Source organism: Psychrobacter sp. Arc29, assembly GCF_041431175.1.
GTDB lineage: Bacteria > Pseudomonadota > Gammaproteobacteria > Pseudomonadales > Moraxellaceae > Psychrobacter.
On the sequence record NZ_JASMRR010000011.1, the window covers coordinates 23,957 to 36,499 of the forward strand.

General features: G+C 42.9%; 12 protein-coding genes and 1 tRNA gene. 5 read left to right on the forward strand and 8 right to left on the reverse strand.

Annotated features, from left to right (window positions below; genetic code table 11):
- Window positions 1-36: 36 nt before the first annotated feature.
- Entirely contained in the window at window positions 37-2,640 is a 2,604-nt protein-coding gene (locus QO189_RS12920) for an ABC transporter permease (RefSeq protein ID WP_371533034.1), read from the forward strand.
- A 206-nt stretch (window positions 2,641-2,846) separates the two neighbouring features.
- Here QO189_RS12920 and QO189_RS12925 read toward each other — a convergent pair whose 3' ends face one another.
- From QO189_RS12925 to QO189_RS12935, 3 genes are read right to left on the reverse strand one after another with little or no spacing between them, the layout of a single operon-like run.
- Window positions 2,847-3,680 carry a hypothetical protein gene (locus QO189_RS12925; protein ID WP_371533035.1) on the reverse strand — a complete coding sequence of 278 codons (834 nt, stop codon included), beginning with the start codon at window positions 3,678-3,680 and terminating at the stop codon, window positions 2,847-2,849.
- A gap of 6 nt (window positions 3,681-3,686) precedes the next feature.
- Complete coding sequence (locus QO189_RS12930; protein WP_371533036.1) at window positions 3,687-4,235, reverse strand: hypothetical protein; 549 nt, start codon at window positions 4,233-4,235, stop codon at window positions 3,687-3,689.
- Window positions 4,232-5,044, reverse strand: coding sequence for a TIGR04255 family protein (locus QO189_RS12935; RefSeq protein WP_371533037.1), 813 nt, complete (start codon window positions 5,042-5,044; stop codon window positions 4,232-4,234). The genes QO189_RS12930 and QO189_RS12935 overlap by 4 nt, the downstream gene beginning before the upstream one ends.
- Window positions 5,045-5,664: 620 nt before the next feature.
- Here QO189_RS12935 and QO189_RS12940 point away from each other — a divergent pair.
- On the forward strand, window positions 5,665-6,990 hold the full coding sequence (locus QO189_RS12940) for a valine--pyruvate transaminase (RefSeq protein WP_371533038.1): 1,326 nt from the start codon (window positions 5,665-5,667) through the stop codon (window positions 6,988-6,990).
- A 103-nt stretch (window positions 6,991-7,093) separates the two neighbouring features.
- Here the strand turns inward: QO189_RS12940 and QO189_RS12945 are convergent, their stop codons facing one another.
- From QO189_RS12945 to hisB, 4 genes are all read right to left on the reverse strand, one after another.
- Window positions 7,094-7,999, reverse strand: coding sequence for a DJ-1/PfpI family protein (locus QO189_RS12945; protein ID WP_371533039.1), 906 nt, complete (start codon window positions 7,997-7,999; stop codon window positions 7,094-7,096).
- A 391-nt stretch (window positions 8,000-8,390) separates the two neighbouring features.
- Window positions 8,391-8,780 carry a hypothetical protein gene (locus QO189_RS12950; RefSeq protein ID WP_371533040.1) on the reverse strand — a complete coding sequence of 130 codons (390 nt, stop codon included), beginning with the start codon at window positions 8,778-8,780 and terminating at the stop codon, window positions 8,391-8,393.
- 171 nt (window positions 8,781-8,951) lie between these two features.
- On the reverse strand, window positions 8,952-9,587 hold the full coding sequence (gene hisH, locus QO189_RS12955; protein ID WP_371533041.1) for an imidazole glycerol phosphate synthase subunit HisH: 636 nt from the start codon (window positions 9,585-9,587) through the stop codon (window positions 8,952-8,954).
- A 172-nt stretch (window positions 9,588-9,759) separates the two neighbouring features.
- The gene (gene hisB, locus QO189_RS12960) at window positions 9,760-10,407 is read right to left on the reverse strand and encodes an imidazoleglycerol-phosphate dehydratase HisB (RefSeq protein ID WP_371533042.1); all 648 of its coding nucleotides are present in this window, start codon (window positions 10,405-10,407) and stop codon (window positions 9,760-9,762) included.
- A 399-nt stretch (window positions 10,408-10,806) separates the two neighbouring features.
- Here hisB and QO189_RS12965 point away from each other — a divergent pair, with 399 nt between their 5' ends.
- Both QO189_RS12965 and QO189_RS12970 read left to right on the forward strand, forming a co-directional pair.
- Window positions 10,807-11,229: a hypothetical protein gene (locus QO189_RS12965; RefSeq protein ID WP_371533043.1), complete on the forward strand. Its 423-nt coding sequence runs from the start codon at window positions 10,807-10,809 to the stop codon at window positions 11,227-11,229.
- Between the two features lie 122 nt (window positions 11,230-11,351).
- Window positions 11,352-11,427, forward strand: a tRNA-Phe gene (locus QO189_RS12970).
- A gap of 123 nt (window positions 11,428-11,550) precedes the next feature.
- Here QO189_RS12970 and QO189_RS12975 read toward each other — a convergent pair.
- Window positions 11,551-11,907 (reverse strand): hypothetical protein, encoded by a 357-nt coding sequence (locus QO189_RS12975; protein WP_371533044.1) that lies wholly within the window; start codon window positions 11,905-11,907, stop codon window positions 11,551-11,553.
- Window positions 11,908-12,040: 133 nt separating this feature from the next.
- On the opposite strand from QO189_RS12975, the gene QO189_RS12980 reads away from it, so the two are divergent.
- The gene (locus QO189_RS12980) at window positions 12,041-12,541 is read left to right on the forward strand and encodes a DUF4385 domain-containing protein (protein WP_371533045.1); all 501 of its coding nucleotides are present in this window, start codon (window positions 12,041-12,043) and stop codon (window positions 12,539-12,541) included.
- Window positions 12,542-12,543: the final 2 nt, after the last annotated feature.

Here is a 12,543-nt window from a genome sequence, read left to right on the forward strand (position 1 = left end):
ATTTCTTAATACGTCTACCGATTAAGCAAAAAAATTATGACTAAAGCTACAATCAAAAAAAGCGATACTGCTATCAATAATCAAGCTACTGATACTAAAGGGAGCCGTTTTTTTAGCGGTCAAACTTTGGGCTCGCAAGCACTCAGCCGTAGCTGGTGGCAGCGCTGGGTGTATCCAGTCTTGTTTCTACTGACGCTCACTCTATCGCTTGCAACCTATCTGACCCTCGACTCGGTACAGCAGTCTGTCGACAGCTACATCAATGACAATCAGCGCGCGCTCGTTGGTGGCGATTTGATTTTAAACAGTAAGCAAGACTGGCCAAGCGAGGTATTGGCGCAAGTAGAAACCATCCCTGACACGCAGGTCGTATACGATTATCAGTTTAGCGCTATGCTGGTCACGGATGAGCAAACCTTGCTTGCCAGCGTCAAAGCCGTCTCACCGTCTTATCCCTTATACGGTACAGCTGAGCTTGATTCAGGAAAGCCGCTATGGGATCAGCTGACGTCTGACAGTGTCATCGTCGCACCAGAAGTGCTCAGTAGTCTAAAAGCCAGTATCGGCGATCGTATTACCATTGGTGATGCGCAATTCACGATCAGTGATGTACTGACCAAAGAGCCTGACCGTCCGCTGACTACCTTTGGCTTCGGTGGGCGTGTCTTAATGAAACAAGATGCGTTAGAGGCGACCAATCTACTCGGTCAGCGCAGCCGCATCAATTACCGTATCGAGATAGCAGGTGATCCTGAGCTGATAAACACGCAGCGCAAAAAGCTTACAGGCATACTGACCAGTTATCCTGATATTGAGCTCTCTGATGCTGATTCGGCGGACACTTCGGTCTCGCGTATCTCTGATAATGTATTGATGTTCTTAAAACTGCTGGTCATTGCCGTACTGCTACTCTCTGCGGTCGCCATGTACGGCGTCATTAGTGCGTTCGTCAGCAAGCAGCAGTCCAATAATGCGATTCGCTTAGCGTTAGGCGAGCCGCTTGGCTCACTCAAACGTAGCTACTATCAACTGCTTATCGTCACTACCGCCATTGCTTGTGTTGCCGCGATTGTCCTTAGTCTGGGTTTGCTTAAAATTGGTCAGCCGTATCTTGTGGCGATCTTGCCTGCTGATGTGGGTCTATCTATCAACCCAATCAGTGCAATTAAGACCATATTCATTGCATTAGCCCTGACTCTACTAATAGCGCAGCGTGGATTAAGTACGCTAAATACGACCAAACCCGCAACCCTACTCAATCAAGGGGCGAGCACGCAAACGCAAAACTTGCCGTGGTATCGACGCACGCCATTATTGTGGTATGGCATCGTGCTGGCGGGGCTGTATGCCTTCTTTGCTTATGAAGTGGGCTCGCTGTCATTAGGCGCGCAGTTATTGGGCGGCTTAATTGGCTTTGTGGCGATATTCTGGCTACTGGCGCGTGGGTGGCTATGGCTACTTAATAAGTTAGCGAGCAATACTAAGGTCAGCTGGATGCAGCGTATCGCCATTCACAATCTGGCGCGTAAAGGCAATCAATCCGCATTATTCTTTGTCACCTTATCGCTATCGGTGGCGGTGCTGACGCTCATCACCACCCTCAATCACAGTATCAATGCGCAGTTTATCAATGCCTATCCTGAAGACGCGCCCAATTTGTTTTTGCTCGATGTGCAGAGCGATCAGCATGATGAGATTGATACGATTATTGAGGCACCTGTCACCTATTACCCCGTTATTCGCGCGCGCGTGGAGACGGCCAATGATGTGGCGGCAAAAGATATCGAACCTGAGGATGGGTTTGACGATCCTACGCGGGTGTTTAACTTGAGCTACGCAGATACGGTGATGGATACCGAATACATCGTTGACTCGCTCACAGACGACGCGCTGTATACGCCTATCGATGATGCCGATCAACAAGTCAAACCCTTATCTATCTTGGATACTGCCGCCAGTATGCTCAATGTCGGCATGGGCGATCAGGTACGCTTTAACATTCAAGGGATTGAAATCGTCGGGCAGATTACCAGTATTCGCACGCGCTATGAGCGTGGCCCAAGCCCGTATTTTTACTTCTTGTTTGAGCCGTCCGTGCTATCCGCAGCCCCGCAGATTCAGTTTGCCACTGCCCACGTGTCAGAGAGTGCTATTCCAGAACTACAAGGCAAACTGGTACGCGAGTTCCCTGCGGTCACTACGATCGATGGTACGGCTATTGCGAAGCAAATCCAAGAGCTGGTGGTACAAATGAGCCGCTTGGTCTATGTGTTCACCTTGCTTGCCCTGCTCACTGGGGTCATGGTGCTGATCAGCTCGCTACTGTCTACTTCGCAAGATCGCATGAAAGACAGCGCGTCATTTAGACTGCTCGGTATGCAAAAGCGCGACCTGTATATGCTCAATATCTCGGAGCTGGGCGTGCTTGGTATTAGCGCAGCGACCTTTGCCGTTGTTATCGCGAGCGTGGGCGCATGGGCCGCCATCACGCAGTGGTTTAATCTACAGTTTAGTGTGCCGTGGGCGAGCTTGGCTATTGGCGGTGCGGCATTAATCGTCTTGCTGTTTGCTATTGCCATTATCTATGTGAGATTGGTGATTGGACGCGGGATTATGGCACGGGTTAGGGCAATGATTTAGTGCTTGTAGCAGAAACTACTTTAGGAAGCGTTAAACAATTATTCTCACTTTTGGCTTGGCAAAGAAAAACCCCTTAAATGGGGGTTTCTAATTTTCTATTGTTCGTGACTCTAGGTAAGCGTAAGCCCTCATACTCTGAACCTGTATTTTTGTATACATATATTATCAATTAACAGAAGAATATATAAGATCTAACAGTTACATAGTTAATGTAATGAAGATGGAGGTAGGGGTTCTTGGTTTTTATATGAAAGATTATCATAAAGAAGTCTTTTGTGGGTTTCAAGCGTAGCTATAGAAACTTCTTCTTTGGTACCTATAATGATATCACCTACATTAAAACCTGCTTCACTCATAGCTTGCTTATATAAGTCAGTTATATCTTGAATTTCTTGATATATTTTATGGGTATTCTTGGCTTCTTTTGTAATTAAAAAAAGTAAGTCTACATCATAACTTTGATCATCAATGACTTCTTCATCGGGGTAAATGTCTACATATACTCCTATCACATCTTTGCTGACTTTTTTTAATTTCTTTTCTTGACTGCTACCCCATTTATCTTTGAATCTTCTTTCGAATGTTGAAGGAAGAGCAGGACGGTTGTATCTGGAAGCTAGCCAATTTGCATATTGACTAACTGTAGTATCTCTTAGAGTGATGTCCTCACAAGGCTTAATCTTCTTTACTTTTTCAATATTTATCTTTTCTAGCCTAATTTTCTCATGAGCAAGAAGTTCTAAATTTATAGATTCAAATCCTTTATTAAAACCATTATCTTCAGTAATTATATGCAAGCATCGTGGGTTCTTATTATGTAGAAAATTACCTTTAACTTCTTCTTTTGGCCTAGCAACTGAAAATTCTATAAATTTTTCTTTATCCACACTTGCACAAGCATCACATGACTGTGATGCTGTTATAAGATATATATCACCTTCTGGAATAACCGGAAATTGAGCTCTCAATAGCTCTATATCTTCAGAAGTTACAAAGCTACCTTGCAACCAGTTATTTTCCTCTAGCCAAGAACGTGACATAAAAACCTACAATAATTCAGTACTATTTGTTTTTAAAGACTGGCGGAGAAGCCTACGCCCTGCGAATAAAACCTTTTGACTATCTAACGAGTTTTCTTGAAGCATACTAAACACGCTCTGATCATCTAAGATCAATTTTGTTAAAGAGCTTTTATCTTTGGGAAAATTCTGATCTTGCCAGTCCTTTGATAGTAGAAACAACTTGAATGTTCGTTGTCGGCTACTATCACGTGCGATTTCACCTTTTTCTTTCCAGTTAGATAAGGTTTTCCGAGAAGCAACTCCACAGGCTTTACTCAACTCTTCGTCGGACAGTGAAAAAGTATCTTTTATGAAGTTAAGTTGACGGCTAACATCATTATTAATGTCTTTATTAGAATTAATAATCATAGCTATTGAAGTAGTATTTTTTTGACTCTCAAAGCTAATGGTGCTAGCAGGACTTCCTCCACTTCCGGCAAATGTGGTTCCACTAGCTACCAATATAGATGTTGCAACAAATGCTTTCTTAACAACATGGCCACTTCCAGATGTTGTATAGTTATTTGAATTCATTTCCATATCTCCTTAGCTTGTTTCGTAGTACTATCCCAAAAAGCTTGTCTATTAAGCTTATGCATTTTAGCTAATTTTTCGAGAACTAAGTTTATATCGAAATCTAAAGCTTCTTCAATAGTTTTAGAAATAGGGTTTTCTGTGTTAGATTGCCAGACATGATCAAAGTCTAAAATAATACGTTCACTTACTTCATTTTGAGATGCTAACTTAATAGGTAAGTTTACAATATCTGGCCACGTTGATAAGTTACTCTTACCATGCATGGAACGAGCTGTCATGACTCCTTCATTAGTTTCTACAGTTGTTTCATTAGTTTGTATAGCAACATTACCAATTTCATTTAGAAAAGAGTTTCCAAAGATGCTAGATTGAACGTATTCACATACATCCATATTATCACTTTTTGAGATGATTAAATCAGCATACCTTAAACCAACACGAGTCAATAAAGTAGGCTTAGCAAACTCTATCAATACTTTTAAAACTTCTTCACACTTTGCTTGAAAGTCTTCAAAGCGCTGATAATCACTTGTTACAAACACCAGTCTCTTACTATCAAGAACTATAGCATCTAGCTTATTTTTACCAATTAAAGCCCATTGTGGAGACTGGTTGATTTCTAGGCCTTCATTAGTGATGTTAACTTCTTGAGTGTGTTGTTCTTCTAAGAATGGATAACTATGCCTTAACGTTTCTTGGATTTTTGAAACGTAATTTGCCATACTCATAATTTCAGTAAAGCGAAATTCAGCTAGTACAAAAATTAACGGCTGATTACTTAGCTTGTAGTACTTATCGCTATTCATGACTAATAATCCATATAAAGTTAAGACACATTGCTTTGGTAAACAGAAGGGGCTTCCCTCAAATTCACTTAATAGCTCGGTTGACTTTAAGATAATAAGAAGCTGATATTCATTATAATATCAGTTTTTACACAATATTTTACACACATATTATCATTAAATGTTAAGAATTGTCATACATATAGAACTCTATAAACATCCAATCAACGCTTTGCGTAATAAAAAAATTAATTAGTAGCTGTTTAATGAAGCCTTACTATATTAGCAGTTACTCTAAAGAACCCTTTAGCCCTGATTGAAGCAATAGCTTTGTAGAGTGTGGCACTTACAGCGCCTTGCACAGGAGTGGTAGCTCGAACGTTAGAACACGTCTTGCTTAGGTACTATGTGCCACAGAACACCAACTACAAACGTAAAGCAGGATTAGCTCCAAAACCCTAAGTTTCTACAACGCCCTCTACTCACCTAGAAGGCGTTTTTTACTTCACAAGCTGTATAGACATTTAAACCAATATCAGTCCCGCACTATGCTTATTTTATAGCCCTCATTTGCTATACTAGCCCAACTTTATCGGTTAAATACCCACTTATAACACCCTCCCAAACAGCATGGTAGCCTTATGAAATTCTCAAAGTTCGGTCAAAAATTTACCCAGCCCACTGGCATCTCACAATTGATGGATGATCTGGGCGATGCGCTAAAAAGCGATCAGCCAGTCAATATGCTGGGCGGTGGTAACCCTGCCAAAATTGATGCCGTCAACGAGTTATTTTTGGAGACCTATAAGGCGCTTGGCGTTGATAATGATGCAGGCGTGCCCAACAGTAGCGCGATTATCAGCATGGCTAACTACTCCAATCCACAAGGGGATGCAGGCTTCATCGATGCGTTGGTTGGCTTCTTTAACCGGCATTATGATTGGAATCTAACGTCAGAAAATATCGCTCTGACTAATGGCTCGCAAAATGCGTTTTTCTATTTGTTTAATCTGTTTGGAGGTGCGTTCACAGATGAGCAGAACGAATCTGTCGACAAATCCATTCTACTGCCATTGACCCCTGAGTATATCGGCTATAGCGATGTACATGTGGAAGGTCAACATTTCACAGCGGTATTACCGCATATAGATGAAGTGACGCATGATGGTGAAGAAGGTTTCTTTAAATATCGTGTGGATTTTGACGCGTTAGAAAACTTGCCCGCGCTAAAAGAAGGTCGTATCGGGGCGATTTGCTGCTCACGCCCGACCAACCCGACGGGCAACGTGCTGACCGATGAAGAAATGGCGCATTTGGCCGAAATTGCCAAACGCTATGACATTCCGCTGATTATCGATAATGCCTACGGTATGCCCTTCCCGAATATCATCTACTCTGATGTCAATTTGAATTGGGATGACAATACGATTCTGTGCTTTAGCCTGTCGAAGATTGGCTTGCCCGGTATGCGTACCGGTATTATCGTTGCTGATGCGGAGGTAATCGAGGCAGTTAGCGCGATGAATGCGGTGGTGAATCTAGCACCGACCCGCTTTGGTGCTGCAATTGCCACGCCACTGGTCGAAAACGACCGTATCAAGCAATTATCTGATAATGAGATTAAGCCATTTTATCAAAAGCAGGCGAAACTCGCGGTGACGCTATTAAAAGAAGCATTGGGCGATTATCCGCTGATGATTCACAAGCCTGAAGGCGCGATATTCTTTTGGTTATGGTTTAAAGACTTGCCGATTAGCACGCTAGATCTATACGAGCGCCTCAAAGAAAAAGGCACATTGATTGTACCAAGCGAGTACTTCTTCCCCGGTGTTGACGTTAGCGATTACCAACATGCACACGAGTGTATTCGTATGAGTATTGCCGCGGATGAGCAAACACTGACGGATGGTATTAGAGTGATTGGTGAAGTAGTGCGCGAGTTGTATGATGAGGCAAAGAACAAATAGCCCTAGCTGCAACTCGCAGAACAAAAAACGGACTAATTAATAGTCCGTTTTTTTATGCTATGAAATGATCTACTTTATTTTAAGTGAACGGCTTGCCAAGCTTTTAGCTAAGCGCTTTTAGTAATTCATGAGCGCTTAGTTTACCAAACTCATTGGCAGCTAATGGTCCATCCCCTGAGATCAGTTTTCTGTCTTGATGAGTGCTACCAGTGGCCAGTTTATTGCTAATAGTGACACCTAGGTCTTCAAGCTTTTCACCAAAGTACCATGGCATCGTACCAGGCAGATAGCCAATTTTTGGCATTTGCTTATCCATAGCAGTGGGAAACGCTACCATCTCATAACCTTTAAAGATAAAGTCGCGCTCGGACTTATCATCTGCCTTATCAGAACCGTTTAGGTTAGCGGACAATAAAGCGGCAGGTCCATGGCAAATCGATAAGGTAAATAAGTCATTTTCATGGCCCCAGCGTAGCAATTCACCAAGGTTCTTGTCCTCAGGCAAGCCTAGCATCGCGCCTTGACCACCTGGAATAAAAATCGCTGCATAATCGTCGCTATTAGCCATGTCATTTTTGACAAAGTCAGCGATACTTTTCGGACTCTCAAGCTTTGACTGATACTCAGCGTATATTTGTTTAACATCGTCATCATCTTCTGGCATCGCCCATTGCTCAACTTTGACAGACGCTCCTGTTGGCGTAAAGATATCCGTGTCAAAACCCGCTTTTTTAAAATGCAATAAAGGCACCATCATCTCAACAGGATGATTGCCGGTATCAAACTTTTTACCATTTTCCATAGTCATGTATTGCTGCTCGCTACAGACCATGAGGATTTTTTTATTGCCCGTATACGGCGTGTCATACTCTGTGTTGTCATAGTTGGTTTTACTTGGGGCCGCCAATTTCAAAGATGACTTGGAAGGAATATATACTCCCGCTTCGATTTCTTGGGCTTGCAACCCTAATGTTTCTTTTGCATTGTCTAGTATTCCTTGGATATTCATAGTGCTTCCTAGTTATTATTAATTATGGAGGATGGATAGCTAGTCAGGTGGTATTTAAAGACGATATGCTTAGGATATACACCGATACCGCTACCCTTTTATCTTAAGATAACAAACTAAGAAAGGGTTAAATAGACAAGACTTTTTATATTTCGTAAGCTTTGTAAAGAGAGCGTGTTTAATCTGTCAAATTACAACCGCTGCAATAGCTACCGACTTAGGCAGAAGCTATTTTAGAAGTCATTTATGTGGATATTTTTATAGGAGTATTGTTCTTGATGAACCAATGCAAAAACATGGTATCGAAGCGATTGGCGGAAGTTTTTTGTGAGCTTTATGATTAAGCGCAAAACAAATAATTGTAAATAAAGCGAATAAATAAAAACGGACTTTAATAGTCCGTTTTTTTATGGCGTTTGGTCAGTGAGGTAGATTTATTGGTTGGTCGAAATATAGTCGTCCACTTATTGAGCGCAAAGAGCAGATAAGGCAGCAGGCACGTATTCATCAGATCATGCAGACTGGCCTTCATGTCCACCATTTCTAATGCCAAAAGGCCTTTTGGTACGATGATATGGCGATTGTCCAGATACTCACCTGATAACGCCACGCCAGTGACCACGATCAATGCGATAAACGCTTTGATATTGTGGTTTTTGATGATAGGACGCAACACAAACAGACAAAGCAGGTAGACACCAACGCCGACATAGATATGTAAGGCATCTTTGGCAAGGCCAGTTGTTTCAACAACATTAAGTTTGAAAGCGGTAAAGTCCACTAGAGTATTCCAAATATAAGCGAGCAGAAAATGATTGAGCGTATCACTAAACAATAATAACTAAAAATTGATAGTTAAGAATGACAATAGTGGAGAATAAAAAAGGTAGATTATACAAGCGATAATCTACCCTATTCTGAAGCAAGTGTGCAATTTACGTTTACTGCCTATCTACACATTCCACTCGACAAAATTCTTTAGCAGTTGCAAGCCTGCGGTATGGCTCTTTTCTGGGTGGAACTGGGTGGCAAATAGATTGTCTTGGATGATACTGGCACAGAACGGCTGTCCATAATCACATACCGCCGCCACTTGCGCGCTATCCGCAGGCTCGCAGTAGTAGCTGTGCACAAAATAAAAATGCGCGTTGTCTTCAATACTTTGCCAAAGTGGATGGTCAAAATCCATACCACTAATGGTATTCCAGCCCATATGTGGTACTTTTATCGTTGCGCCTTGCTTGTCTTTCCACGTAGGATCAAACGCTTCTACCGTACCGTTTAAGATGCCAAGGCAGTCTGTACCTCCATTTTCAGCCGATTGCTCAAATAACGCTTGCATCCCCACACAGATGGCCATCACGGGCTTGTTAAACACTGCATGGCGTATCACCTCATCAATGCCTGCCTCATGCATACCAGCGATACAATCACGCATGGCACCGACACCAGGAAAGACGATCTTATCTGCTGCCGCGACAACTTTTGGATCATTGGTGATAGAGACATCTGCCCCGACGACTGATAGTGCTTTGCCAGCTGAATGCAGATTGCCCATGCCGTAATCTAATAATGCTACTTTAGTCATCAATTGGTTCTCGTTTTTAAATATTTTGACTACTATACTATTTATATTATTAGCTATTACTAAGGTGTAGATAAGGTTTTGCTACAAGGAAGTCGAGCGCAGGCTGTACAACCAGTACGCCAAGCTTGACTGGCCCTTTTGAGTAATCTTGTAGAAGAGCCTTAAATGCGTCTTAGAAAGCCTCTTTGGTCGATGGCAAGGTGTTTAGCGCACGCTCATCATATTCGCATGCCATACGCAGCGCCCGCGCAAACGCTTTAAATGTTGATTCAATCTGGTGGTGGCTATTTTTGCCTTTGAGATTATCCAAATGCACCGTCATCCACGAGTGATTGACGAAACCATAAAAGAACTCACTGAATAGGTCAACATCGAAGCGGCCAACGTGCGAACGTGTAAACGGGATGTCCATGTGCAGCCCCGGACGCCCTGACAGATCAACCACAGCGCGGGTCAGTGCTTCGTCCAATGGCGCATAAAAGTGCCCATAACGACGGATGCCTTTTTTGTCGCCCAAGGCTTTATTGAAGGCCTGACCAAGGGTGATACCCGTGTCTTCAACGCTATGATGGTCATCAATAAAGGTGTCACCGTTGCACTTGATATCCAAGTCAAACAAACCATGACGCTTGATCTGATCGATCATATGATCCAAAAATGGCACGCCCGTGTCTACCACACCTTTACCCGTCCCATCGAGGTTGACGGTACAAGTGATCTGGGTTTCCGCGGTATTACGCTCAACGGTCGCGATGCGCTCAGGGCGACCATATAAATTTAGGTTTGTTGCTTGATTTTGCTCAGTTGCATTGGCTGTCATGGCTATTCTCTATCGGTTTTTTATCAGTGAAAAGCGGTCAATTATAAATAGGGTAAAACATCGCCCATTGCTGTCCGTTACATCGCCGCTAGCACTGCAATCAGCACCAGCAAAAAATGTATGAAAAAGTGATATATACAAAAGATATCAATATATTAGCGTTTGTACGTACGACATATTATGTAGCCTCATCATAGCAAACCCTAACATTTACTGCCACGACCAAGCGCCAAACCACGTACAAAATTACGTAATTCTGCTAAAATAGTGTGTTCAGTATTATCAATCATGACTCGCTCGAATATTGACAATGTCTACCTTGTGGCACTACTCTCCATGACATAGTGCTGTGTCATACTGACTTTATACTATAAAAACACTCTGTTTATAGGAACTGCTATGCCGTTAGAAGCGATCGCCATTAATAGTTTGGATGCGCCACTTATCAAAAAACCTGCCCGCGATAATGAGCTAGCAGAACGCTTGCAGGCATTATACGATAGCGATGATGCGCAGCCTGATGGTACTGAGGTATTAAATATCGTGGCGCAAGGATTCAAACGTGGACAGTACCTCTATGTTGGTATGTTCAATGATAAGCCTATCGCTGCGGTTGCTTGCTTTGATGATGGGCAGACCAATGCCAAGCGATTACAGTATCTGACGGTACATCCAGAGAATCGTAAACGCGCCATCGACGCCAAATTCATTAAACTGGTCTATGATGCTGAGGTCAAAAAAGGTGTGCGTGAATTCGTCCCCGCTGATGCTGATATTCACCGAATCATGAGCGAGTACGAACTCCTGCGCGTAAAAGACTAAATATAGAGTAAATAGGGTTCATTTCGCCAATATTTGATTATTTATCGACTTTTATGAGATATAACGCAAAAATCACTTGACAGTCGTGCTCATATTTAGTTTAATAGCGCCTCAACGAAGACGGCTCGATAGCTCAGTAGGTAGAGCAACGGATTGAAAATCCGTGTGTCGGCAGTTCGATCCTGCCTCGAGCCACCATTCGTTAATAGATTCTAAAAAGTCCCGAACAGTGATGTTTGGGGCTTTTTTTATGTTTAAATTTTACCGTAGTCTTTAGCATTCATTTTATTCATGCGTCGCTCTTATCCGTAGAGCTGACCACTATTCGTACAACCGACCACGTAATAGCAAATGACAGCGCTCGCGTGAATCCAAGTCATAGATCGTTGCGCGGTAATCAATACCGTGGCGTCCTTCAAAGAATATCACGCGATCACCCACGGCTAAGAAACAAGACGTGCGCGCATCATAAATAAAGCCATCTATTACGAACGCCAAATCGCGATCTATCTCGCGTACGGTATACGTCTCACCTTGCGGAATCAACTTTTCGAACCAAGCACTATGGGCAGCCAGACTCGTAAACATACTTGCCGTTAGCAGTAGTAGCGCAATCCGTATTTTTTTAGATGCTAGCGAACGGATTTGCTTAGTGACACTTATTTTGTTCTTTAACATGATATTTCTCATCGCTCACTTTACTCACGGTTGCATAACATTTTTGTGCTTTTTTCTACACCGCTTGGCTCAGTATACTCAATAACTATGAATGAGCAGATACCCATTATAGTACAGAGCCTAGGTGGCAGATATGAGAGAATTCGATTACGACTTGGATTATAAAAATCTTGATCTACGTGAGCATCCTGAGCTATATCGCGTCGGTCGCGGTGAGCAAGGCGTCTTACTGGTAGAGCCTTACAAGTCTGAAATCCTCCCGCATTGGCGTTTTGCCACGCCTGATATCGCCTGCGAGAGTAGTGAGACGATTTACCAGATGTTTTTAGATTACTTGGCTGACGATGACTTCGTCGGTGCAGATATGGCGCGCAAATTTATTCAAATGGGCTATACCCGCGCGCGTCGCTATGCCAATCACAAGGGCGGTAAAAAATATAAAGGGCCGGTACCTGATGATAAAAAAGGCCAAAGCGGCGCCCATGGCCGCGACGAGTTACCACGACAAACCGAAGACCCCATCAAAGCAGAATCGGCGCGTATTTTTAAGCAAAAATGGGACGAGTGCCGTGAGAACGAAGATTATCTAAGAATGAAGAAAGAACACCGCGCGCGTTATAAAGATGTCGAGTAATT

What these genes read in the sequence shown, in the direction of transcription:
- QO189_RS12920 (WP_371533034.1), top strand. Translation starts at nt 37, where the DNA reads ATGACTAAAGCTACAATCAAAAAAAGCGATACTGCTATCAATAATCAA.
- QO189_RS12935 (WP_371533037.1), bottom strand. Translation starts at nt 5,044, where the DNA reads ATGAATAGCGATAAGTACTACAAGCTAAGTAATCAGCCGTTAATTTTT.
- QO189_RS12930 (WP_371533036.1), bottom strand. Translation starts at nt 4,235, where the DNA reads ATGAATTCAAATAACTATACAACATCTGGAAGTGGCCATGTTGTTAAG.
- hisH (WP_371533041.1), bottom strand. Translation starts at nt 9,587, where the DNA reads ATGACTAAAGTAGCATTATTAGATTACGGCATGGGCAATCTGCATTCA.
- QO189_RS12945 (WP_371533039.1), bottom strand. Translation starts at nt 7,999, where the DNA reads ATGAATATCCAAGGAATACTAGACAATGCAAAAGAAACATTAGGGTTG.
- QO189_RS12925 (WP_371533035.1), bottom strand. Translation starts at nt 3,680, where the DNA reads ATGTCACGTTCTTGGCTAGAGGAAAATAACTGGTTGCAAGGTAGCTTT.
- QO189_RS12965 (WP_371533043.1), top strand. Translation starts at nt 10,807, where the DNA reads ATGCCGTTAGAAGCGATCGCCATTAATAGTTTGGATGCGCCACTTATC.
- QO189_RS12980 (WP_371533045.1), top strand. Translation starts at nt 12,041, where the DNA reads ATGAGAGAATTCGATTACGACTTGGATTATAAAAATCTTGATCTACGT.
- QO189_RS12940 (WP_371533038.1), top strand. Translation starts at nt 5,665, where the DNA reads ATGAAATTCTCAAAGTTCGGTCAAAAATTTACCCAGCCCACTGGCATC.
- QO189_RS12975 (WP_371533044.1), bottom strand. Translation starts at nt 11,907, where the DNA reads ATGTTAAAGAACAAAATAAGTGTCACTAAGCAAATCCGTTCGCTAGCA.
- hisB (WP_371533042.1), bottom strand. Translation starts at nt 10,407, where the DNA reads ATGACAGCCAATGCAACTGAGCAAAATCAAGCAACAAACCTAAATTTA.